Origin of the sequence: Paracoccus sulfuroxidans (genome assembly GCF_007830335.1) — a bacterium.
In the GTDB taxonomy this organism is placed as follows: Bacteria; Pseudomonadota; Alphaproteobacteria; order Rhodobacterales; family Rhodobacteraceae; genus Paracoccus; species Paracoccus sulfuroxidans.
This window is the reverse complement of sequence record NZ_VLKU01000002.1, coordinates 456,002-477,776: the sequence shown is the minus strand read 5'-3', so window position 1 is coordinate 477,776 and position 21,775 is coordinate 456,002. Positions and strand designations below refer to the sequence as shown.

The 21,775-nt window shown below is 63.3% G+C and carries 20 protein-coding genes; 8 read left to right on the top strand and 12 right to left on the bottom strand.

The genetic code is table 11. The features are described 5' to 3' along the window. On the bottom strand, nt 1–1,031 hold a 1,031-nt coding region (glyA, locus tag IQ24_RS04855), incomplete at its 3' end, for a serine hydroxymethyltransferase (protein ID WP_145396664.1). Between the two features lie 138 nt (nt 1,032–1,169). Between glyA and IQ24_RS04850 the strand changes: the two genes are divergently transcribed. After that, nucleotides 1,170–1,919: an NAD kinase gene (locus tag IQ24_RS04850; RefSeq protein WP_145396663.1), complete on the top strand. Its 750-nt coding sequence runs from the start codon at nt 1,170–1,172 to the stop codon at nt 1,917–1,919. Here the strand turns inward: IQ24_RS04850 and IQ24_RS04845 are convergent. Next, nucleotides 1,916–2,620, bottom strand: coding sequence for a hypothetical protein (locus IQ24_RS04845; protein WP_145396662.1), 705 nt, complete (start codon nt 2,618–2,620; stop codon nt 1,916–1,918). The genes IQ24_RS04850 and IQ24_RS04845 overlap by 4 nt on opposite strands. A 110-nt stretch (nt 2,621–2,730) precedes the next feature. On the opposite strand from IQ24_RS04845, the gene IQ24_RS04840 reads away from it, so the two are divergent. After that, nucleotides 2,731–4,326: a peptide chain release factor 3 gene (locus tag IQ24_RS04840; RefSeq protein ID WP_145396661.1), complete on the top strand. Its 1,596-nt coding sequence runs from the start codon at nt 2,731–2,733 to the stop codon at nt 4,324–4,326. Between the two features lie 6 nt (nt 4,327–4,332). Here IQ24_RS04840 and IQ24_RS04835 read toward each other — a convergent pair whose 3' ends face one another. Then, entirely contained in the window at nt 4,333–5,172 is an 840-nt protein-coding gene (locus tag IQ24_RS04835; RefSeq protein WP_145396660.1) for a transglutaminase-like domain-containing protein, read from the bottom strand. Continuing rightward, nucleotides 5,172–5,597: an OsmC family protein gene (locus tag IQ24_RS04830; RefSeq protein WP_145396659.1), complete on the bottom strand. Its 426-nt coding sequence runs from the start codon at nt 5,595–5,597 to the stop codon at nt 5,172–5,174. The genes IQ24_RS04835 and IQ24_RS04830 overlap by 1 nt, the downstream gene beginning before the upstream one ends. A 101-nt stretch (nt 5,598–5,698) precedes the next feature. On the opposite strand from IQ24_RS04830, the gene IQ24_RS04825 reads away from it, so the two are divergent. Beyond that, nucleotides 5,699–6,589 (top strand): DMT family transporter, encoded by an 891-nt coding sequence (locus IQ24_RS04825; RefSeq protein ID WP_145396658.1) that lies wholly within the window; start codon nt 5,699–5,701, stop codon nt 6,587–6,589. Nucleotides 6,590–6,597: 8 nt separating this feature from the next. On the opposite strand, the gene IQ24_RS04820 is transcribed toward IQ24_RS04825, so the two are convergent. Further along, on the bottom strand, nt 6,598–7,734 hold the full coding sequence (locus tag IQ24_RS04820) for a deoxyguanosinetriphosphate triphosphohydrolase (protein ID WP_145396657.1): 1,137 nt from the start codon (nt 7,732–7,734) through the stop codon (nt 6,598–6,600). A 79-nt stretch (nt 7,735–7,813) separates the two neighbouring features. On the opposite strand from IQ24_RS04820, the gene IQ24_RS04815 reads away from it, so the two are divergent. Next, on the top strand, nt 7,814–8,149 hold the full coding sequence (locus IQ24_RS04815) for a HesB/IscA family protein (protein WP_145396656.1): 336 nt from the start codon (nt 7,814–7,816) through the stop codon (nt 8,147–8,149). Nucleotides 8,150–8,200: 51 nt separating this feature from the next. Further along, nucleotides 8,201–8,986, top strand: a complete 786-nt coding sequence (gene xth, locus IQ24_RS04810; RefSeq protein ID WP_145396655.1) for an exodeoxyribonuclease III — start codon at nt 8,201–8,203, stop codon at nt 8,984–8,986. 18 nt (nt 8,987–9,004) lie between these two features. Here the strand turns inward: xth and IQ24_RS04805 are convergent, their stop codons facing one another. Next, complete coding sequence (locus IQ24_RS04805) at nt 9,005–9,355, bottom strand: hypothetical protein (protein ID WP_145396654.1); 351 nt, start codon at nt 9,353–9,355, stop codon at nt 9,005–9,007. A 139-nt stretch (nt 9,356–9,494) separates the two neighbouring features. Next, on the bottom strand, nt 9,495–11,351 hold the full coding sequence (locus tag IQ24_RS04800) for an extracellular solute-binding protein (RefSeq protein ID WP_145396653.1): 1,857 nt from the start codon (nt 11,349–11,351) through the stop codon (nt 9,495–9,497). A 259-nt stretch (nt 11,352–11,610) separates the two neighbouring features. Between IQ24_RS04800 and IQ24_RS04795 the strand changes: the two genes are divergently transcribed. From IQ24_RS04795 to IQ24_RS04785, 3 genes are all read left to right on the top strand, one after another. After that, nucleotides 11,611–12,393 (top strand): 3-hydroxybutyrate dehydrogenase, encoded by a 783-nt coding sequence (locus IQ24_RS04795; RefSeq protein ID WP_145396652.1) that lies wholly within the window; start codon nt 11,611–11,613, stop codon nt 12,391–12,393. Nucleotides 12,394–12,569: 176 nt separating this feature from the next. After that, nucleotides 12,570–14,039 (top strand): alanine/glycine:cation symporter family protein, encoded by a 1,470-nt coding sequence (locus tag IQ24_RS04790; protein ID WP_145396651.1) that lies wholly within the window; start codon nt 12,570–12,572, stop codon nt 14,037–14,039. A 163-nt stretch (nt 14,040–14,202) separates the two neighbouring features. Continuing rightward, complete coding sequence (locus IQ24_RS04785) at nt 14,203–16,563, top strand: penicillin acylase family protein (protein ID WP_242007914.1); 2,361 nt, start codon at nt 14,203–14,205, stop codon at nt 16,561–16,563. 75 nt (nt 16,564–16,638) lie between these two features. On the opposite strand, the gene IQ24_RS04780 is transcribed toward IQ24_RS04785, so the two are convergent. From IQ24_RS04780 to IQ24_RS04760, 5 genes are all read right to left on the bottom strand, one after another. Then, nucleotides 16,639–17,187: a HutD/Ves family protein gene (locus IQ24_RS04780; RefSeq protein ID WP_199756479.1), complete on the bottom strand. Its 549-nt coding sequence runs from the start codon at nt 17,185–17,187 to the stop codon at nt 16,639–16,641. Between the two features lie 106 nt (nt 17,188–17,293). Beyond that, nucleotides 17,294–18,430, bottom strand: coding sequence for a Hint domain-containing protein (locus tag IQ24_RS04775; RefSeq protein ID WP_242007912.1), 1,137 nt, complete (start codon nt 18,428–18,430; stop codon nt 17,294–17,296). A gap of 280 nt (nt 18,431–18,710) precedes the next feature. Then, entirely contained in the window at nt 18,711–19,205 is a 495-nt protein-coding gene (locus IQ24_RS04770) for an HPP family protein (protein ID WP_145396650.1), read from the bottom strand. Nucleotides 19,206–19,266: 61 nt separating this feature from the next. Continuing rightward, a complete protein-coding gene (locus IQ24_RS04765; protein WP_145396649.1) occupies nt 19,267–20,469 on the bottom strand; it encodes an NAD-dependent formate dehydrogenase in 1,203 nt (400 codons plus the stop codon). A 272-nt stretch (nt 20,470–20,741) separates the two neighbouring features. Further along, nucleotides 20,742–21,674 carry a LysR family transcriptional regulator gene (locus tag IQ24_RS04760; RefSeq protein WP_145396648.1) on the bottom strand — a complete coding sequence of 311 codons (933 nt, stop codon included), beginning with the start codon at nt 21,672–21,674 and terminating at the stop codon, nt 20,742–20,744. Nucleotides 21,675–21,775: the final 101 nt, after the last annotated feature.

Below are 21,775 nucleotides of genomic sequence, written 5' to 3'. Positions count from 1 at the left end.
ATATGCGCACGACCCAGAGCCGCCTCAGTCGCCTTGCCGGTCACGCCCTTCGGGCGCAGGTCGGCGAGGCAGAGGTGGTTGTCGGTGCCGCCCGAAACGATGTCGATGCCGCCCTTCATCAGCTCATCGGCCATCGCCTGCGCGTTCTTCACGACCTGGGCTGCATAGTCTTTGAAATCGGGGCGCAGCGCCTCGCCGAAAGCGACGGCCTTGGCCGCGATCACATGCATCAGCGGACCGCCCTGCAGGCCCGGGAAGACCGCCGAGTTGATCTTTTTGGCGATGTCGGCATCGTTGGTCAGCACCATGCCGCCACGCGGACCGCGCAGCGATTTATGCGTCGTGGTGGTGACGACATGGGCATGCGGCAGCGGCGAGGGATGCTGGCCACCGGCCACCAGACCCGCGATATGGGCCATGTCGACCATCAGATAGGCGCCGATTTCGTCGGCGATGGCGCGGAAGGCCGCCCAGTCCCAGACGCGGCTGTAGGCGGTGCCACCGGCGACGATCAGCTTCGGCTTGTGCTCCAGCGCCTTGGCCCGGATTTCCTCCATGTCCAGAAGCTGGTCCTGCTGGCGCACGCCGTAGGAGATCACGTTGAACCATTTGCCCGACATGTTGACCGGCGAGCCATGGGTCAGGTGGCCGCCCGAGTTGAGGTCGAGGCCCATGAAGGTGTCGCCCGGCTGCAGAAGCGCCAGGAACACGGCCTGGTTCATCTGGCTGCCCGAGTTCGGCTGGACGTTGGCAAAGCCGCAATCGAAGAGCTCCTTGGCGCGCTCGATCGCCAGATCCTCGACGATGTCGACATACTGGCAGCCGCCATAGTAGCGCTTGCCCGGGTAGCCCTCGGCGTATTTGTTGGTCAGGACCGAGCCCTGCGCCTCAAGCACCGCCTTCGAGACGATGTTCTCGGACGCGATCAGTTCGATCTCCTCGCGCTGGCGGCCAAGCTCCTGCCGGATCGCCCCGAAAATCGCGGGGTCACGGCTGTCAAGCGTCTCGGTGAAGAATCCGGTGTCGGTCATCTCGTCCTCGTGTGAAACAGTCGAGGGAGTTCTAGACGCTTTCGTTACGGCAGGCTAGGACGGATGCGACGGCAAGGCAGTAAATCACAGCAGGCGGTGCGACATGCCCCAATCTGGTGACAAGACGGGTTCGGTTTGATGAAATTGCATTTCATATCAAGCGATACCGAAACGGCTGCGGCGGCATTCGGCGCCCTGACCAACCGCTATGGGCAGGCACCGCTGGCCGAGGCCGAGGTCATCGTGGCCCTGGGCGGCGACGGTCTGATGCTGAGCGTCATGCATCAGAACCGGGGGCTGCCGGTCTATGGGATGAACCGTGGCACCATCGGCTTTCTGATGAACACCTATAGCGAGGATGAGCTGATCGAGCGCATCGCCGCCGCCGAAGAAACCGTGACCAACCCCCTGTCGATGATCGCGGGCACGACAGACGGCTATGAGCACAAGGCCCTGGCGATCAACGAGGTCAGCCTTTTGCGGGCTGGTCACCAGGCGGCGCGCCTGCGCATCTCGATCAACGGGCGGGTGCGGATGGAGGAGCTGGTCTGCGACGGCGCGCTGGTCTGCACGCCCGCGGGTTCCACCGCCTATAACCTGTCGGCGAACGGGCCGATCCTGCCTTTGGGGTCCGAGGTGCTGGGCATCACCGCCATTGCCGCCTTCCGGCCGCGTCGCTGGCGCGGGGCGATCCTGCCGAAATCGGCCACCGTGCGCTTTGACGTGCTGGACCCCGACAAGCGCCCGGTCATGGCTGACGCCGATTCGCGCGGCGTCGATTCCGTCCTGTGGGTCGAGGTGAGTTCGGAGAACTCGATCCGTCACCGGCTGCTGTTCGACCCCGGTCATGGGCTGGAAGAGCGGCTGATCCGCGAGCAGTTCGTCTAGCCCTTGGGCTCACCCTCGAAGCAGTTGTAGTCGATCCCGATCAGGGTGCCGCTTGCTCCACGGCCCAGCCCTGCGATGGTGGCAGAGGCAGAGGCGTCGGATTGGCGCAGGGAAACGGTATCGCCGGACTGGGCATCCGAACTGATGTCGATCTGGCCCTTTCTGGCCAGCCGAAGCGTGACGCTGTCTGATGATCGCGGCGACAACCCCACCGTAAAGTCACGGCAGATCGTCGCCGAGCCATTCTCAGTCAGCTCCAGCGCCGCTGACGTCGTGGCCCCGTCCGGGCGCGACAGCGCGTCCTGACGCAGCCGGGCCACGAAATCGGCATTGGTCAGGGCGGCCTTCTGGATCACCGGCGTCACCTCGGCCAGATCCTGCAGCAGCCGCTCGGCCTCCTGCTGAAAGGCCTCGACATCGCTGCCGGACCCTAGCGCCTGCAGGGCGGCCTGCATATCGGTGACGCGCTGTTCGATGCGCTGCGTGCCCTCGGTGATCTGCTGCTGCTGGATCTCGGCCTGCGCGATGGCGTCGCTGTTAAGCTGGCGTTCGACGAAATCACCGATGACGCTGCTGGCGACCGCGCCCAGGGCAAAGATCATCACGCTGAGGCAGCTCGACAGCACCGGATGTTCCCGGAACGGGCGAAAGATCCGGGCAAGCGGGCCGGTGGATGGGGGCGAAGCGGTCGTTTCTGTCATGGCACATCTGTCACGAGTGGTGTTTTGCCACCTCTACCCAGCGAAAATGAACAAAGCGTTAACGCGCAAGCCCATTGATGCGCGGCCCGGCCCCCTGTAAATGGCGCGACATGAGCAACCGTCCCGACCTTCCGCCCGAAATCGCCCGCCGCCGGACCTTCGCAATCATTGCGCACCCCGACGCCGGCAAGACCACGCTGACCGAGAAGTTCCTGCTGTTCGGCGGGGCCATCCAGATGGCGGGTCAGGTGCGCGCCAAGGGCGAGGCGCGGCGCACGCGCTCGGACTTCATGAAGATGGAGCAGGACAGGGGGATCTCGGTCTCGGCCTCGGCGATGAGCTTCGAGTTCGGGCAGTACCGCTTCAATCTGGTCGACACCCCCGGCCACAGCGATTTTTCCGAAGACACCTACCGGACGCTGACGGCGGTGGACGCGGCGATCATGGTGATCGACGGCGCCAAGGGCGTTGAAAGCCAGACCCGCAAGCTGTTCGAGGTCTGCCGCCTGCGCGACCTGCCGATCCTGACCTTCTGTAACAAGATGGACCGGGAAAGCCGCGACACCTTTGAAATCATTGACGAGATTCAGGAAAATCTGGCCATCGACGTGGCGCCCGCCAGCTGGCCCATCGGCTCGGGCCGCGATTTTCTGGGTGCCTATGACCTGCTGAACGACCGGCTGGAGATCATGGACCGCGCCGACCGCAACAAGGTCGCGCAATCGGTCGAGATTTCGGGTCTCGACGATCCGCGACTGGCCGAGCACATCCCCGCCGCGCAGCTGGAAAAGCTGCGCGAAGAGGTCGAGATGGCGCGCGAGCTGCTGCCCGCCTTCGATCAACAGGCGTTTCTGGAGGGGCATATGACGCCCATCTGGTTCGGCAGCGCGATCAACAGCTTCGGCGTGAAAGAGTTGATGAACGGCATCGGCAATTTCGGCCCCGGCCCGCAGCCGCAGAACGCCGCAGAGCGTCAGATCGCACCCGAGGAACGCCCGGTGACGGGTTTTGTCTTCAAGGTGCAGGCCAATATGGACCCCAAGCACCGCGACCGGGTGGCCTTTGTGCGTCTGGCCTCGGGGCATTTCGAACGGGGGATGAAGCTGACGCATGTGCGCGGCAAGAAGCAGATGGCGGTGTCGAACCCGGTGCTGTTTCTGGCTGCCGACCGCGAACTGGCCGATGAGGCCTGGGCAGGCGACATCATCGGCATCCCGAACCACGGTCAGCTGCGCATCGGCGATGCCCTGACCGAGGGCGAGGCGCTGCGCTTCACCGGCATCCCCAGCTTTGCGCCGGAACTGCTGCAATCGGTGCGCTCGACCGATCCGATGAAGGCCAAGCACCTTGAAAAGGCGCTGATGCAATTCGCCGAGGAAGGTGCCGCCAAGGTCTTCAAGCCCTCGATCGGCTCGGGCTTCATCGTGGGTGTGGTCGGCGCGCTGCAATTCGAGGTTCTGGCCAGCCGGATCGAGATCGAATACGGCATTCCCGTGCGGTTCGAGCCGACGCAATTCACCAGCGCCCGCTGGCTGTCGGGGCCGTCCGACAAGGTCGACAGCTTCGTGAACACCAACAAGCAGCACATCGCGCATGACCATGACGGCGATCTGGTCTATCTGACGCGGCTGCAATGGGACATCGACCGCGTGGTCCGCGATCATCCCGAGCTGAAGCTGACCGCGACCAAGGAAATGATGGCCTGAGGTGGCCTAGCCCGGCGTCTCCATGGCGCTGAGCTGCGCCTCGGTGATCTCATCGGTCCAGACCTTGAATTCGACCAGCCGGTGCTGGCCGAATGAGGTGATCAGCGCGACGTCGCAGGCGTCGCGGCCGATGCTGGTGATGATGCGGCCGGTTCGGGGCATGTTGTTGCGCGGGTCGAAATTCCACCAGCGCCCCGAGAGCCAGACCTGCATCCAGGCCGCGAAATCCATCGGCGCGGGGTCGGGCGGGACGCCGATATCGCCCAGATAGCCGTTCACATAGCGCGCCGGGATGTTCAGCGCCCGGCAGATCGCGATGGCCAGATGGGTATAATCGCGGCAGACGCCTTTGCGGTCCTTGTAGGCACCAAGCGCGGTGCGCGTGGGTGAGGCTGCCTGATAGTCGAAGGCGATATGCCCATGCACCCAGTCGGCGATCCGCTGCACCCGCGTCCAGCCGGGCGTGACGTCTCCGAAATTCTGCCAGGCCAGATCGCCCAGCAGATCGGATTCGCAATAGCGCGAGGGCAGAAGGAAGGTCAGCACCTCATCGGGAAGATCCGGCACGGGATCCTCCTGCGTTTCGGGCGCGGCAATGTCGGTCAGCCCGGAATCCGAGATCACCGCATCGCAGCTCATGCTGAAGCGCCCGCCGGGCGAGGTCATGCGGGTGCAGAGGTTGCCGAAAGCGTCCAGATGCGTCGCCATCGGCACCTGCGGGTGGGTGTGGACCGCATCGCTGTGACGCAGGTCCATCCGCCGTTCGGGAAGCGCGCTCATCTGCGTGACCATGGGCAGAGGCGCGTCAGAGGTCAGCGTGATCCGGTAACCATACCGAATCAGCATCAGCCGATGTCCAGATCCATCGTGACTTTCGCGTTCAGGACCTTGCTGACGGGGCAGCCCTTCTCGGCGGCTTTCGCGGCCTCTTCGATCTTGGCGCGGTCGCCATTGCCGGTGACGCGGGTCGTCAGATGCGCGGTGGTGATGGTGAAACCGTCCCCCTCCTTGTCGAGGCCGATGCGCGAGCTGGTCTCGATCGTGACATCGGTGATCCCGGCGGCGGCCAGCTGCGCCGACAGCGCCATGCTGAAACAGGCGGCATGGGCCGCGCCGATCAGTTCTTCGGGGTTGGTGCCGGGCTTGTCCTCGAAGCGGGTGTTGAAGCCATAGGGCTGGTCACTGAGCGCGCCCGATTGCGACGAAACCGCGCCCTTGCCGCTGCGCAGGTCACCCTGCCATTTTGCCGATCCGGATTTGTAGATGGTCATGTCATGTACTTTCCTTGATGCGATGCCAAATTCAACGCGCCACCGGTTGCAGGGTTTCATCGCGAGGCATATTGCCCGGAGAGAAGAACCGGGGACCGTTGATGCCACTTCATGAAATTGCCGCCGTGGGCGCCGCCATGTGCTGGGCCGTGACCGGGCTTGTGTCGCAATGGCCCGCCCAGAGGCTGGGGGCCTTCGGCTTCACCTGGCTGCGCCAAAGCCTTGTTGCGGTGATGCTTCTGGCGGTCGTGGCGGCAACCGGGCGCTGGCATGGCGTGCAGATGGACGACTTCCTGCGGCTGGCCCTGTCCGGGTTCATCGGCATCTTCCTGGGCGATACGCTGCTTTACTTCGCGCTGCTGCGGCTGGGGCCGCGCCGCTCGGGGGCGCTGTTTGCGCTGAACGCGCCGCTGGCGGCGCTGCTGGGCTGGGTGACTTTGGGCGAGGATCTGACCCCGCATATCGTCGGCGGCATCATCCTGACTACGCTGGGTGTGGCGCTGGCCGTGCTGGGGCGGCCCGGGCGATCCGGCCAGCACCGTTTCGAAAAGATCGAGGGGCCGGTCTGGATCGGCGTCGGCTTCGGCATTCTGGCGGCGGTGGGGCAGGCGGTCGGGTCACTGATCGCACGGCCGGTCATGGCCTCGGGATTTGATCCGCTGGCGGCCTCGATGATCCGCGTTTGCATTGCGGTGCTGGGGCTCAGCCTGCTGATCTCGCTGCCTTTCAAGGCGGTGAAGCCGCAGGGGCGGATGACGCCGAAGGTCGTGGCGCTGTCGGCGCTCTCGGGCTTCATGGCGATGGGCGTCGGCATGACGCTGCTGATGTTTGCGCTGCAGGGCGGCAAGGTCGGGGTGGTCTCGACGCTGTCGGCGCTGTCGCCGGTGCTGATCCTGCCGGTGATCTGGCTGGTGACGGGGATGCGCCCCTCGGCCACCTCATGGGCGGGGGCGCTGGTCGCGGTGGCCGGGATGGCGCTGATCTTTCTGTAAGGCGGGGCTCAGCCCAGCAGCCGCTCGGCCTCTTGAATGGCGAAGCGGTCAGTCATGCCCGCCACGTAGTCCAGCACGACGCGCGCACGCTCGGTCTCCGAGCTCGCCGCCTCGGCCGCCTCGCGCCAGTGATCGGGCAGCTTGCCTGCATCATTGAGGTAAAGCGGGAAGAGGCCGTTCAGCATCTCGGTCACCCGCCGGCGTTCGACGACGACGGTGGGGGCGCGATACATGCGGGTGAAAAGAAAGCTCTTGATCGCCTTGAGGTTCTGATAGAGCGGCTTCGAGAAGCGGATGATCGGCCCGTCCATATGCCGGATGTCATCGACGCTTTGCGGCTGAAGGCTGGCCAGCCGGTTCTCGGCCACCGCGATCACATCCTCGACCATGACGCCAAAGACCCGGCGCAGCGCCTCGTGGCGGCGGCGCATCGGCTCAAGCCCCGGATGCAGGTGGTCGACCTGGGCGAAAGCCTCGCCGATCACCGGAAGCTGCGACAGGTCCTCTTCGGTGAAAAGGCCCGCGCGCAAGCCGTCATGCAGGTCGTGGTGGTTATAGGCGACATCATCGGCGACGGCGGCGACCTGCGCCTCGGCGCTGGCGTTGGTGTGAAGCTCCAGATCCCATTCGGCATTCACCTCGGCCAGCGCATAGGGCAGGGGCGGATGCACCGGGCCATTGTGCTTGGCGATGCCCTCAAGGCTTTCCCAGGTCAGGTTCAGCCCGTCGAATTCGGCGTAATGGCGCTCCAGCCGGGTCACGATGCGCAAGGCCTGCGCGTTGTGATCGAAGCCGCCATAAGGCTCCATCAGCACGGCCAGCGCGTCCTCTCCGGTATGGCCGAAGGGCGGGTGGCCAAGGTCGTGGGCCAGGGCCACCGTCTCGGCCAGGTCGGTGTTCAGCCCCAAGGTTCCGGCGATGGTGCGGGCGACCTGCGCCACCTCGATCGTGTGGGTCAGGCGGGTACGGTAATAATCACCCTCATGCTCGACAAAGACCTGCGTCTTGTGCTTGAGCCTGCGGAAGGCCGAGGAGTGGATGATCCGGTCACGGTCGCGCTGCCAGGGGCTGCGAAAGGTCGACATGCGCTCGGGCCAGCGGCGGCCACGGCTGTCGGAGGGCTGGCAGGCATAGGGGACGGTCATGACTTTCCTTGCGCATTCCTTGCGGGTCGTGCGCGCCGAGCCTATATTCCAAGGTCAGAGACGGAAACGGGAACGCCCCATGAACGTAGCACTCAATTTGCCACCCAAAGTCACCGACCGCGCCTTCGCGCGGCTGGCCGAAATCAATGCCGATGCCCCGGCGCGACCGCTGCGGATCGCGGTGCTGGGCGGCGGCTGCTCGGGCTTTCAATATGACATCCGGCTGGACGATGCCGCCGATGAGGATTTGGTGCTGAAGGGCGATGGCCAGAGCGTCGTGGTCGACCCCGTCTCGCTGCCGTTTCTGGCGGGCGCGACCATCGATTTCACCGATGAGCTGATCGGCGCGCGCTTCACCATCGAGAACCCGAACGCCAGCTCCTCCTGCGGCTGCGGCACCTCGTTCTCGATCTAAGGGGGCAACGCGGGGCTGGCGCTGTGACGCGGGGCCGCGTAGGTTGCCTGCATGAAAATCGCCAGCTTCAATATCAACGGTGTGCGCGCCCGGATCGACCAGCTGACCAGCTGGTTGCAGGCGGCGCAGCCCGATGTCGCCGTCCTTCAGGAAATCAAGACGCAGGATGAAGGCTTTCCCGCCGATGTGATCCGCGATCTGGGCTGGAACGTCGAAACGCACGGCCAGAAGGGCTTCAACGGCGTGGCCTTCCTGTCGCGCTATCCGATCGAGGATCTGCGTCGCGGCCTGCCAGGCGATGACAGCGACGAACAGGCCCGCTGGATCGAGGCGACCGTGGTGGGCGAGAAGGCCGTGCGCGTGGCGGGGCTTTACCTGCCCAACGGCAACCCCGCGCCGGGGCCGAAGTACGACTACAAACTGGCCTGGATGGAGCGGCTGCGCCTGCACGCGGCCGAGCTTCTGCGCAGCGAGATGCCGGTGGTGATGACGGGCGATTACAACATCATCCCCGAGCCGCGCGATGCCGCGCATCCGGAAAAATGGGTCGATGACGCGCTGTTTCTGCCCGAAAGCCGCGAGGCCTTCCGGCGCATCCAGTTTCAGGGCTGGACCGATGCGATCCGCCTGCGCGATCTGGACGGGCAGCGCGGTCCGTTCACCTTCTGGGATTATCAGGCGGGGGCGTGGCAGCGCGACAATGGCATTCGCATCGACCATCTGCTGCTGTCGCCGCAAGCGGCCGATCTGATGTTCGACGCAGGCGTCGACCGCGACCAACGCGCCGCCGAGAAGCCCAGCGATCACGTTCCGGTCTGGGTCGAACTGGCCGCCTGAGCGCGGCGGCCAGCGGGGTCAGCGCTCGTTGATATCGCCGTCGCCAAGGATCTCGTCGTCGTCACCGAAGCGGCCATCCTCGTCCAGTTCGTCCTCGCCCTCGCTGAGGTATTTGGCCGAATTGGTGATCGAGTGATTGTCATGGCTCGGGTCCATGATGACATCCGCCGGGATCTCTCCGATCAGCCATTCGCGGATTTCATCGCGGGCCTCGGACGGGACCTGTTCCGTAATCTCGGCGATGTAGCGGATGAACGCCTTCTGATCGCCGTCGATATCGTCAAGCTCAGCTTCGTCAGCCTCGGGCCATTTCTCGACAATCGCCTCGAAGAAGGCTGGCCAGTTGTCCTGAACATGCTGCCATTTCATCAATAGCCTCCGCCACCGCCGCTTACGCCGCCTTGCACCATGCGGGCGGCGCCCGAAATGTCCTGTCCTACGCCGGCGACAGTGTTGCATGCGGACAAGGCCAGTACGCCCATTATGATCGCGATGCGGGCAAATCTCATCAATTCTTCTCCTCTTGCCACCAGGTTTCCGGCATGAAACCCGGCCAGTCTCCGTAAATAGGCGTTTTTGCAGGATAATGCACGTCCGCGCGATGCGCCAATCGTGAAATTGGCGAAAAACTGACCGGGATGACATAGCGCCCGGCCGTCAGAATCCGGTCCAAAGCGCGCACGGCGGCCAGAAATTCGTCGCGCGAGGTTGCGTTCACCATATGCGAGATCATTGCCTCGGCGGCAGGTGAGTCCATGCCCATCCAGTTCTTGCTGCCCGGCTGCTCGATCCCCGAGCGGCCCCAGTAAAGCAGCTGTTCATTGCCCGGCGACAGCGACAAGCCGCGCTCATACCAGGTCATGTCGAAATCGTAATTGTTTGTGCGCTGCACATATTGCGCCGGGTCCAGCGTCGTGACCGTGGGGCGGATCCCCAGGTTGCGCAGCGCCTCGACGAAGATATTGATGATCTGCCGGGTCTCGGCGCTGGTCCGCATGGCCGAGCCCGACTGGTTCAGCAGGATCTCGAAGACAAAGGGGCGGCCCTCGGCGTCGCGAAGCTGGCCGTCGCGCACGCTCCACCCGGCCTCTTCCAGAAGCTTCAGCGCGCTGCGGATGCCCTTGCGGTCCAGCACACGCTCCCCCCCGTCGGGCAGGACATAGCCCTCGACCGTGCCGGGCAGCAGGCCGTCCGCGAAGGGGGCCAGCAGCTCGGCCTCGCGACCCTCGGCGGGGCCGGGGCGCATGGCCAGATCCGAGTTCGCGAAATAGCTGGTGATGCGGGGGTCCTTGCCGCCGGTCAGGGTCGCGTTGATGAAGTGATAGTTGAAGGCCTCGATCATCGCCTGCCGGATGCGCCAGTCCTGAAACACCGGCCGCCGGGTGTTCATCACCAGCCCCATGATCCCCGAGGGGCGCTGGTTGCCGATCTCGGATTTGACCATGCGGCCATCGCGCATGGCGGGGAAGTCGAAGCTGTTTTCCCATCGGGAGGCGACGAGTTCGCGCCAGACGTCGATCTCACCGGCCTTGAAGGCCTCGAACATGGCGGCGGCATCGCCGAAATAATCATAGCGGATGGTGTCGAAGTTATAGAGCCCGCGGGTCACCGGCAGATCCTTGCCCCAGTAATCGGGGTTGCGCCGGAAGCTGACCGAGCGTCCCGCATCGACGCGGTCGATCACATAGGGACCGGTGCCGATGGGGGCCTCAAGGCCGGTGGCGTTGAAATCCTTGCCCTGCCATTGCGCCTTTTTCAGGATCGGGCGCATACCCATCAGCATGGCGAGCTCGCGGTCCTTGGTGTTGAAGGTGAAGCGGATGCTGCGCTCGCCCGTCTGCTCCATCTTCTCGACCTTGGACCAGACCGAGGTATAGCGCGGGTGGCCCTTCGTCCCCAGCGTCTCATAGGACCACATCACATCCTCGATGGTGACGGGGCTGCCGTCCGAGAATCGTGCCTCGGGGCGCAGGGTGAATTCGACCCAGCTGCGGTCGGGCGCGGCTTCGACGCTTTCGGCCAGAAGACCGTAGAGCGTGAAGGGCTCATCTATCGAGCGCAGCATCAGCGATTCCGTCACCAGACCGGGCTGGGTAAAGATCGGCCAGACCGGGTTTCCCATCAGAACCCAGGGGTTCAGGGAATCGAAATTGCCGGGCTCGGCCAGGCGAATCGTGCCGCCTTTGGGCGCGTCCGGATTGGTGTAAGGCAGGTGCGAAAACCCCGGCTCAAGCGCGGGTTCTCCATACATTGCAATGGCATGCGAAGTCTCGGCAGGGCTTGCCAGAGGCATCATTGCCACACCAAAACCAAACGCCACCGCGCGCCAGATCGCGGATTCGTTAGCAAATTTGAAGAATCGCATGCTCGATCGCCCTGTTTTTGTCGAAGCGGGTCTTATCTGGGCAAACACTAACCTGCCGTTCACCAGGGCGCAAACTTCTGCCTTGGACTCAGAGGGTGAAAAGCGTATAGATAAGGCACTGCTCGATAGGTTTCTTGCCTGTATGAAACCTGCCTCATGACTTGCGCCCGCCTTGTGCGGGCGCTTTTTTTTTGTTCCGGAACCGGCCGTTCATCGCTACGTTCATGCTGCAAGTGCGAAGTGATTTCAGGAGTCCGGAATGTTCGAAAAGTTTCTGAAGGGCAAAACCGCGATCGTCACCGGGTCGAACTCGGGGATCGGTCTGGGCGTTGCACATGAGTTGGCGCGGGCCGGGGCCGATCTGGTCATCAACAGCTTCACCGACGCGCCCGAGGATCATGCGCTGGCCGAAAGCCTCGCCACCGAGCATGGCGTGAAGGTGCGCTACATTCAGGCCGACATGTCGAAGGGCGACCAGTGCCGCGCCCTGATCGAGAAGGCCGGGACCTGCGATATTCTGGTCAATAACGCGGGCATCCAGCATGTCGCGCCCATCGACCAGTTCCCGGTCGAGAAATGGGACGCGATCATCGCAATCAACCTCAGCTCGGCCTTCCACACCACCGCCGTCGCGCTGCCGATGATGCGCAAGGCGGGTTGGGGGCGGATCATCAACATCGCCTCGGCCCACGGGCTGCGCGCCTCCGAGTTCAAATCGGCCTATGTCGCCGCCAAGCATGGCATCGTCGGGCTGACCAAGGTGACCGCGCTGGAAACCGCGCGCGAGGCCATCACCGCGAATGCGATTTGCCCCGGCTATGTGCTGACGCCCATCGTTGAAAAGCAGATCCCCGACCAGATGAAGACACATAACATGAGCCGCGAGGACGTGATCGCCAAGGTCATGTTGCAGCGCCAGCCCTCGGGCGAGTTCGCCACGGTCGAGCAGATGGGCGGCACGGCGGTTTTCCTGTGCTCCTCGGCGGCTGACCAGATCACCGGCACGACCATCTCGGTCGACGGCGGCTGGACCGCGATGTGAGCTGAACCAAAGGCGGCGGCGGGTCTTCTGCCGCTGCCTTTCCGGTTGCCCGGAGTCTCTGTCGAACAAATTCGCCCACGAACCTTCACTTCTCTGGCATCATATGCGTCATATGACCGCATCATAAGAACGAGCCGCTTCAACGGCGGCATCGTCGGAAAAGAGGAGGGAATGTGATGAGTTTGGAAAGTCTGGAGGCTTTTCTAGGCAAGCTTGGCGGGATTGTCTGGGGCCCCTATCTGTTGATCCCCCTGCTGCTGGGAACCGGCCTGTATCTGACCATCCGTCTGGGCGGCATCCAGATCGTGCGCCTTGGGGCAGCCTTGCGGCTTGGTCTGCTCAAGCGCAAGGATGATGACGCCGAGGGCGACATCTCGCAGTTTCAGGCGCTGACCACAGCGATGGCCGCAACGGTCGGCACCGGGAATATCGTAGGCGTCGCGACTGCCATTGGTGTCGGCGGTCCCGGAGCGCTCTTCTGGATGTGGGTCACCGCGATCCTCGGCATGGCCTCGAAATATTCCGAGGCGTTTCTGGGCGTTCGCTTCCGCACCACCGATGAGGTGGGCGAGAAGAACGGCGGCCCGCAATATTACCTCGAGAAAGGCATCCCCGGCGGCTTCGGCAAATTTCTGGCGCTGTCCTTCGCGATCTTCGCGGTCTGCGCCTGCTTCGGCATCGGCAATATGACGCAGGGCAACTCGATTTCCTCGAACCTGACCAGCAGCTTTGGTGTCAACTCGTGGATCACGGGGGCCATCCTCGCCGTGCTGACGCTGGTCGTGCTGGTCGGCGGCATCAAGTCGATCGGGACGGTGACGGCGGGCCTCGTGCCGGTGATGATCCTCTTCTACGTGCTGGGCGCGCTCTACATCCTGATCGTGAACATCGCGCTGGTTCCGGCGGCTTTGGGAGAGATCTTCCATGACGCCTTCACCGGCACGGCGGTTGCGGGGGGCTTCCTTGGCTCGACCATCATGATCGCGGTGCAGTTCGGTGTCGCGCGCGGCATCTTCTCGAACGAATCCGGCATGGGTTCGGCGGCCATCGCGGCGGCTTCGGCGCAGACCACGCATCCGGTGCGGCAGGGGCTGGTGTCGATGACACAGACCTTCATCGACACGATCATCGTCGTCAGCTGCACCGGTCTGGTCATCATCACCACCGGCGTCTGGAAAGAGGTCGACCCGGCCACGGGCGAACAGATCTCGGCCTCGATCATGACGGGGCAGGCCTTCAGCCACGGGCTTCCCGGCCAATGGGGGCATTGGATCGTGACCGTTGGTCTGGTGATGTTCGCCTATTCGACCATCCTCGGCTGGGCCTATTATGGCGAGCGCAACGTCGAGCGTCTGATGGGCCACCGCGCCGTGATGCCGTTCCGCGTGCTGTTCTCGCTGGTGGTCTTTGTCGGCTGCACCGTGCCTCTGGGCGTCGTCTGGAACTTCTCGGACGTGATGAACGGACTGATGGCGATTCCGAACCTGATCGGGCTTCTGATCCTCTCGGGCCTGATCGCGCGGGAAACGAAGCTCTACCTCAAGCACGATCCCAAGCTGGAGGCCAACCGCGCCGAGATCGAGGCCTTCATGGCCGGCGATCCCGGTTGGGAGCAATGGAAAGCGAGCGAGCGCAGCCGCTCTTGAGCGACAAGGAAAGGGGCCCAAGCGGCCCCTTTTTCATGGCTGGTCGCTTTGATTGATCCGGAAGTTGCCCCTGCGTCACAAATCAATTGACCGTCCGGACGGTCAATTTTACTCTCTTCCCGGATGGCGACCTTGGAGGGGACGCCGAAAGGGAGATAACATCGTGACATTCAACAAAAACCTTTTGCCTGCGCTGGCGCTTTCACTGGCGGCGGGGCTGGGGCCGATGGCGGCACTGGCCGAATCGCAGGTCGAGATCATTCGCGACAATTGGGGCGTCCCGCATGTCTATGCGGATGACGTCTATGGGCTTTATGCTGGCTATGGCTATGCCGTGGCGCAGGACCGGCTGTTCCAGATGGAGATGTCGAAACGCTCGGTCCTTGGCACGGTGTCTGAGGTGCTGGGCAGCGACCATCTGCCCTATGACCTGAAAACCCGCGCCGATTTCAACCACAATGACATCCGCGCGCAGATCGAGGCGCTGCCGAAGGACGAACGCGACATCCTGCGCGGCTATGCGGCGGGCTATAACAAGCGGGTGGCCGAGGTGCTGGCCGATCGCGACAACCTGCTGCCGCGCCAGTTCACCGATTTCGGGATCGAGCCGAGCACATGGACTGATTTCGACGTGGCGATGATCTATGTCGGCACGATGGCCGGGCGCTTCTCGCATTACTCGACGGAACTGGACAATGCGAAGGTTCTGGCGACGCTGGAAAAGACGCATGGCGCAGAAAAGGCAGCGGAACTTTTCGACCAGATGTTCTGGCTGGAGGACCCGAAAGCTCCGACCACCGTGCCGGAAGGCGGCCAGTATCGGATCAAGGCCGAAGCCCCCGCCATCGACGCGACCCGCTTTGGCAGCCTTCTGAACCAGACCCTGCCCGGCGACAATGACCGCCCGCGCGCCTCGAACATCTGGATCGTCGGGCCGAAGAAGACGACCGATGGCAGCACCATCCTGCTGAACGGGCCGCAATTCGGCAATTACAACCCATCCTATGTCTATTCCATCGGCCTGCATGGCGCGGGCTTCGATCTGACCGGGACGACGCCTTTCGCGGTTCCGAACGTGCTTTTCGGGACGAACGGCCAGATCGCATGGGGCGCGACGGCGGGGCCCTTGGACGTGAACGACTATGTCCAGCTGGAACTCGATCCCGAAAATCCAGCGCGCTACAAGAAGAACGGCGAATGGGTCGAGATGACCGCCCGCCCGGAGGTCTTCAAGGTCAAGGGCCAGCCCGACATCAACACGGTCGTCTATGAAAGCGACTATGGCGTCGTCAGCCGCATCGATCCGGTGGCGCATTCGGCCTATGCCTTCCATCGCAGCTGGAAGGGCAAGGAAATCCAGACGTTGATCGCGTGGGTGAATTCGACCAAGGCGCAGAATTATGACGACTGGCTGAAGCAGGCGGCGAATGTCGCAACGACGATCAACTGGTATTACGCCGATAAGGACGGGAATATCGGCTATGTCTCGCCCGGTTACCTGCCCATCCGCTCGCCCGAGCAGGACCAGCGTGTGCCCGCGAAGGGCGACGGCTCGCAGGATTGGACGGGCATCCGCCCCTTCGCCGAAGTGCCGAAGACCTACAACCCCGAACAGGGCTGGATCGCGAACTGGAACAACCGTTCGACCCATGGCGACATCGGGAATTTCGAGGCGAACCCCTGGGGCGCTTCCGACCGCGTCGATGAAATCATGTCGCGGATTGAGGCCAAGGAAAAGCTGACCCCGGAAGAGGTCTGGGACATCAACAAGCAGATCAGCTTCCTCGACATCAATGCCCGCGCGCTGCTGCCCTTCCTGCTGGGCGCCGCGAAGGATCTGCCCGCCGACGACCCGCGCGCCGCGATGGTGGCGCAGTTGAAGGATTGGGACGGGCAGATGATCCGGTCGCAGGACGGCCGCGCCTCGACCCCCGCCGTCGCGATCTTCCGCACTTGGGTCGATACGATGGTGCAGGACGTGCTGATGGATGATGAGCCGGGGATCGATCCCAAGGTGAACTATGCCCGGATCTCGCGCCCGGCGCAGGTGCTGCGGAACGCGATTCTGGGCGACGCATCGGGCATCACGCAGACGCATGATTTCTTCAACGGCGCCGACAAGGCCGAGGTCATGCTGACCGCGCTGACGAAGACCGGCGAGGCGCTGGCGAAGGAATATGGCAGCGACGTCACTGAGTGGCGGCTGGACCTGCCGCAGCACGACTTCCTGACAGAGAATTATCTCGGCATCCCGCAAGCGGGCGAGGATGAGATGCTGTCCATCGGGACCGCGATGAACCGGGGCACGCAGAGCGATCTGGTGACCTTCAAGGACGGCAAGGTGACCTTCTGCGCGGTGACGCCTCCGGGGCAAAGCGGGTTCATTTCGCCTGCCGGTGAGAAGTCCCCGCATTACGAGGATCAGTTGAAGCTTTACGAAAACTTCGAATGCCGCGAGCAGGCTTTGCTGAAGGATGACGTCCAGAAGGCCGAGGCCGAGAAGGTCAACTTCTCCATCGACTGATCCGGCGGGGACGCCTCGGCGTGATCGTTGGAGCCATGAAAGCCGCCCCTTTGGGCGGCTTTTTCATCGCAAGGCCTATCCGCAGATGACCCGCAGCGCCGATGCGCCCTGAAGCGCGACCAGCAGCGCGGGATCGGCCTCCAGCAGGTCCACCAGATCCAGCCGTTCGAGCCCCGCCTGCGGCGCAAGCAGCAGCGCATAGGCGGCTTGTGGGCTGCCGGTAACGGGCGCCAGCGGCCCGCGCGTGACCTCGGCGCGCAGGGGGGCGCGGGTCATGACGTTGAAGTCCAGAACCTGCGGCCCCGCCAGCCGGGCCGCGCAGGGCAGGGCACCTGAGAAGGCAAAGGGCGCGCTGGCATCGGTCAGCTCCAGCTCTCGTCCCTCGATGGTCAGGAGCATCGGCCCGCCCTCCAACACCGTCAGCACCCGGTTGATGCCCGTAAAGCTTGAGAACGGGCCGTCCGAGGCGACGACCGCCGTCGACAGCCGGATGTCGAACCCGTCAAGGGCCGCACCCTTGGGCAGGGCCAGAATCTCGGCGGTCTGGCCGCCGCCGTTCTTCCACGGGGTAAAGCTCCGATCGCTCGCGCGGTAGACGCCCTTCATCTCAACCTCCTGCAGCATCACTGCGCCCCTGTTTCCCGATTGGGTGCGGGCTGTCAAATGCTGCGGGCTGCGCGGCGTCTGTCATAAAAGAAAAAGGGCAGGATGATCCTGCCCTTGCCCGGTTTCAGCTGAGATACAGCGGATGTTCATTCTGACGGTGCCGCACCGCCAGCTTGCGGGCCATCCGGCCCGACGCCAGCGTCCGGGCGGAGACCGCCTCGTGATCGCCCTCGCGCAGTTCGGGGAAGAGCGAGAAGATCTCCTGCCGCGCGGACGAGCCCAGCGATTTCATCGCCTGACGGCCCGTGTACAGGCTTTCGGTCGGCGCGCCGTTCGAATTCACGATCTCATGCTGATCGAAGAGGATGTGGAAATAGCGCACATCCTGCAGATCATCGGCGATGTCGATGCCGTCGATCAGCAGCAGCTGCTTCGCCGCGACCAGAACCTCATTCGCGCCGAACATGCGCTGCGCGATCTTCGAGCGGACCAGCACGCGATGCTGCGGCGAGACCAGCAGATCCGAAGACGGAGTGTTGGGGCCCAGAGCTCCGGCCGAAATGCGAATCGGACGGTGATTGGGATTGTCCCGCAGCTGGGCGGCCGAAAGTTGGACCGAGCCGATCCAGGAAATTTCCTTAAACCCGTTGTCGCGCGTCAAAACCTTGTCGCCGGCCTTGAGTTTTTCGACTGTGACCAATCCGTTGTCTGTTTCGATCAGAGTTCCGGTAACAAAACACGGCGGAATCACCACATCTTTGATGCTCGGGTTGAAGCCGACCTTGGCAATGTTCTCGTTGTCCGGCAGCGTCGCAACACTCCGCACCGTAATCCCGTAAAGAACCTTGATGTCGTTCCATTCGTTGATGGTTTGCGCCGCCGGGCGGAAAAACACGTCGCCATTTCTGGTCTGCATCAGAACGCCGGGTTTCTGCACAGTGATCCGGTTGCCATTTGCGTCTTCGGTTTCAACGTCGAAAACGGCCGTAACGAAGGAGACAACCTGCGTGGAAACAGGGGCTCCCGCCGGATTCGTATAGGTGAAGGTCGTTGGCGACGGCGAGAAAGAGAAGGGTTGGTAGGATGTTTGCCACCTTAAAGGATCGACAGCAGGACCAGAGACGTCGATCGCCTTCATTTCATCGCTGCCATGAGCGTCCCAGCCGACCGCGCGATTTGCTTGGGTTTGCGTGATGTTGTTGGTGGGCGAACTGTCGAGCATCGGCTTGTTGCCGATCCACATCCAGGTAACGGTTGTCATAGCACTTACTCTTTTTCCTGCCGCGGTTACGGCGTCAATCTGGACCCGTAACGGAAGGCCGGAATGTCCGACCCAAGCGGGCATCAGGAATCGCTACTCGGATTGACCAAACATCTGGAGGCTACAAGCCGGAAAGTAGAGAATCTGTACAGTACGGTTCACTGTCGTACTTCTATGCAATCCGCATCCTGCTCGGTCAAGAGAGTATTCCAGAGAAACTCGATATTCAATTTATCTGCCTGGATATAAATGCCAGTTGTCCGCAGTCGTCCGATATTCATTAATAAAATTTTATGCGGCGATAGAAATACGCTATCAATAATAGAATGATTGCTCCCATCAGGATCGGCGTGACCAGAAAAGACCAGCCCGCGCCGGTCATAATGACGATCAGCGGATTGCCTCCGGCGGGCGGGTGCAGGGTGCCGGTGAATTGCATGACCGCGATGGCCAGCCCCACGCCGATACCGCAGGCCAGAATGCCGCTGCCCAGCAGGTTCAGCACGATCAGCCCCATCAGCGCCGAGAGGAAATGACCGCCTATGACATTGCGCGCTCGCGCCAGCGGGCTTTGCGGCAGCGCCATCAACAACACGCAGCTTGCCCCGAATGGCGCGATCAGCAGCAGCTGCCCGGTCGCTTCGGTCAGGTTGGCGAGCAGCCAGATCGCCAGCGCGCCGCCGGTCCCTGACACGAGGGACGGCCCCAGCGATCTGCGGATATGGGCCAGCAGGGCGGGGGCGGGCGCTTCAGGGGTTTGGGTGTCGCTGTGCATGTCGGTCTCTCCAATCAAAAAGGCCCGCGCCGAGAGATGCGCGGGCCAGAGGGAAGGGTGATCAGGCGATCTCGTATTTCTCGGCCTCTTCCGAGCCGCCGGTCGCGTCGCCCTTGGAATAGGAATGCGCGCCGACACCGGCCAGATTGCCGCCCTGCACGATCAGGTATTCATCGCGGATCGGACGGCCCTCGAAGTGGCATTCCAGGATCTCGCGCGTGCCTGCCGCATAGCGCGTCTGCGCCGAAAGCGAGGTGCCCGAGATATGCGGGGTCATGCCGTTATTGGGCATGGTGCGCCACGGATGGTCGTTCGGCGCGGGCTGCGGGAACCAGACATCGCCCGCGTAACCGGCCAGACGACCCGTCTCCAGCGCGCGCACGATGGCGTCGCGGTCACACAGCTTGCCGCGCGCGGTGTTGATCAGATAGGCGCCGCGCTTGAACAGCTTCAGCGTCTCATCATTGATCATATGCTCGGTTTCGGGGTGCAGCGGGCAGTTCAGCGTGACCACGTCGCAGACGCCGTACATTTCCTCGCGCGTCGGATGCCAGGTCAGGTTGAGTTCTTTCTCGACGGCTTCCGGCAGGCGGTGACGGTCGGTGTAATGCAGGTGCATGTCGAAGGGCGCGAGCAGGCGCAGCACACGCAGGCCGATGCGGCCAGCGGCGACGGTGCCGACATGCATGCCCTCGACATCATAGGAACGCGCGACGCAATCGGCGATGTTCCAGCCGCCGTTGCGGGCCCAGTCATGCGAGGGGATGTAGTTCCGGACAAGGCCCAGCACCATCATCACCACATGCTCGGCCACCGAATGCGAGTTGCAATAGGTCACCTCGGCCACGGTCACGTCATGGTCGATGGCCGCCTGCAGGTCGACATGGTCCGAGCCGATGCCAGCGGTCAGCGCCAGCTTCAGCTTCGGCGCGCGCTTGATGCGGTCGGCGGTGAGGTAGGCGGGCCAGAAGGGCTGCGAGATGATGACCTCGGCATCCGCCAGATGCTTTTCCAGATCCGAATTCGGGCCATCCTTCGACGAGGTGACCACGAATTCATGCCCCAGCGATTCGACGTACTTGCGCAGGCCCAGCTCACCCGAGACCGAACCCAGCAGGGTGCCGGGCTGGAAGTCGATGGCCTTGGGCGTGGGCAGGGTCTGCCCGTCGGGATATTTGTCGATCTTCGGCAGATCGTCGCGGGCGTAAGTCGTGGGGTATCCGTCAACCGGATCGTCGTAGAGAACGCAAACTACCTTGGCCATGCCAAATCCTTTTCCATGTCAGGCCGCCAGCCACCCCCGCCCGCCCGCAGACCGGACCGGCCATGCGGGGGATCATCGCCAACAGGGGAGTGAAGGCGAAACCGGCGGGTCGCGGGCCGGGTGATCCTGGGGGCGTCCTCCCTGGCGGCCTCGGGTTAAGCGAGGTGTCTTCGTCGGACGTCTCAAGCTTGCATGCGGTGCGGCGGGCGATCCAATGGGAAGTTTTCAAGGATTCATAGGCGTTGCCGATCAAGCGGAAATGCCGAGGAGTTTCAGCCCTCTGCGACAAGCTCGCGGAAGGTCGCGTCGAATTCCGCCTCGATGTCGATCTGCCGGGCGGCGGCCTGAAGCGCCGTGGCCATGGGCGATTGCAGCGCGCGATTCAGCAGCACGAGACCCAGCGTCTGGCTGCGTGCGGGGCTGCTCATGTCGCGCAGCACCAGCTCATTCCCCGGCCCGAACAGGAAGCCGAAAGTGTGGGGCACGATGGCGCACCAGCGCCCCGCCTGCAGATGCGTGGCAATGCCCAAGAAGGTGTTGCAGGTGATCTGCGGGCGCAGCGCCACGCCCGCGCTGGCGGCAATGTCGTTCAGGATGCGGCGGTTCTGCATGTCGTCGGACAGCAGGCACAAGGGCTGGGCCGCCGCCACCTTCCAGTCGACGCTGCAGCTTTGGGCCAGCGGGTGATCCCGGTGGCAGGCAAACACATAGCGTTCGTGATACAGCGGGATGCGGCGGATGTTTTCCAGCGGTTCATTGTCCAGATAGGTGATGCCGCCGTCGATCGAGAAGGTCTCCAACGCCTTCTGGATCGCGCGCGAGGACATCGAGCGCACCTCGATCTTCGCCTTCGGATGGTCCTTGGAAAACTGCGCCGACAGGAACGAGACCGAGGGCAGCGCGGCCGGAATCACCCCCAGCCGCAAAAGGCCCGTCAGCCCGCCGGTCCGGCGACCGTTCAGATCGCCGCGCAGGCTGTCGAAATCCGCAAGGATCTGGCGGCCCCACATCAGCACCTTCTCGCCCTCGGGGGTCAGGGACAGAAAGCGGTGGCCGCGTAGGATCAGCACCATGTCCAGATCCTGCTCAAGCTTGCGGATCGCCTGCGACAGCGTCGGCTGGGTCACATTGCAGGCCTCGGCGGCGCGGCCAAAATGCTGCTCTTCGGCGAGGGTGACGAAAAAACGCAAATGTCGGATCAGCATGTCGATGTTCTTCCCATGGGTCGGCGGCACGTTCTGATATTCGATATGAATAGTCAAACATATCGAAATCACGAAGGCCGGAGCGGACGCTTGGGAACCAC

Bases quoted from the DNA above. Each gene is read 5' to 3' on its own strand.
- IQ24_RS04760 (WP_145396648.1), bottom strand. From the start codon at position 21,674: ATGCTGATCCGACATTTGCGTTTTTTCGTCACCCTCGCCGAAGAGCAG.
- IQ24_RS04790 (WP_145396651.1), top strand. From the start codon at position 12,570: ATGAGTTTGGAAAGTCTGGAGGCTTTTCTAGGCAAGCTTGGCGGGATT.
- IQ24_RS04825 (WP_145396658.1), top strand. From the start codon at position 5,699: ATGCCACTTCATGAAATTGCCGCCGTGGGCGCCGCCATGTGCTGGGCC.
- IQ24_RS04775 (WP_242007912.1), bottom strand. From the start codon at position 18,430: ATGACAACCGTTACCTGGATGTGGATCGGCAACAAGCCGATGCTCGAC.
- IQ24_RS04840 (WP_145396661.1), top strand. From the start codon at position 2,731: ATGAGCAACCGTCCCGACCTTCCGCCCGAAATCGCCCGCCGCCGGACC.
- IQ24_RS04795 (WP_145396652.1), top strand. From the start codon at position 11,611: ATGTTCGAAAAGTTTCTGAAGGGCAAAACCGCGATCGTCACCGGGTCG.
- IQ24_RS04850 (WP_145396663.1), top strand. From the start codon at position 1,170: ATGAAATTGCATTTCATATCAAGCGATACCGAAACGGCTGCGGCGGCA.
- IQ24_RS04820 (WP_145396657.1), bottom strand. From the start codon at position 7,734: ATGACCGTCCCCTATGCCTGCCAGCCCTCCGACAGCCGTGGCCGCCGC.
- IQ24_RS04830 (WP_145396659.1), bottom strand. From the start codon at position 5,597: ATGACCATCTACAAATCCGGATCGGCAAAATGGCAGGGTGACCTGCGC.
- IQ24_RS04800 (WP_145396653.1), bottom strand. From the start codon at position 11,351: ATGCGATTCTTCAAATTTGCTAACGAATCCGCGATCTGGCGCGCGGTG.
- IQ24_RS04780 (WP_199756479.1), bottom strand. From the start codon at position 17,187: ATGCTGCAGGAGGTTGAGATGAAGGGCGTCTACCGCGCGAGCGATCGG.
- IQ24_RS04815 (WP_145396656.1), top strand. From the start codon at position 7,814: ATGAACGTAGCACTCAATTTGCCACCCAAAGTCACCGACCGCGCCTTC.
- IQ24_RS04765 (WP_145396649.1), bottom strand. From the start codon at position 20,469: ATGGCCAAGGTAGTTTGCGTTCTCTACGACGATCCGGTTGACGGATAC.
- IQ24_RS04805 (WP_145396654.1), bottom strand. From the start codon at position 9,355: ATGAAATGGCAGCATGTTCAGGACAACTGGCCAGCCTTCTTCGAGGCG.
- IQ24_RS04770 (WP_145396650.1), bottom strand. From the start codon at position 19,205: ATGCACAGCGACACCCAAACCCCTGAAGCGCCCGCCCCCGCCCTGCTG.
- xth (WP_145396655.1), top strand. From the start codon at position 8,201: ATGAAAATCGCCAGCTTCAATATCAACGGTGTGCGCGCCCGGATCGAC.
- IQ24_RS04845 (WP_145396662.1), bottom strand. From the start codon at position 2,620: ATGACAGAAACGACCGCTTCGCCCCCATCCACCGGCCCGCTTGCCCGG.
- IQ24_RS04835 (WP_145396660.1), bottom strand. From the start codon at position 5,172: ATGCTGATTCGGTATGGTTACCGGATCACGCTGACCTCTGACGCGCCT.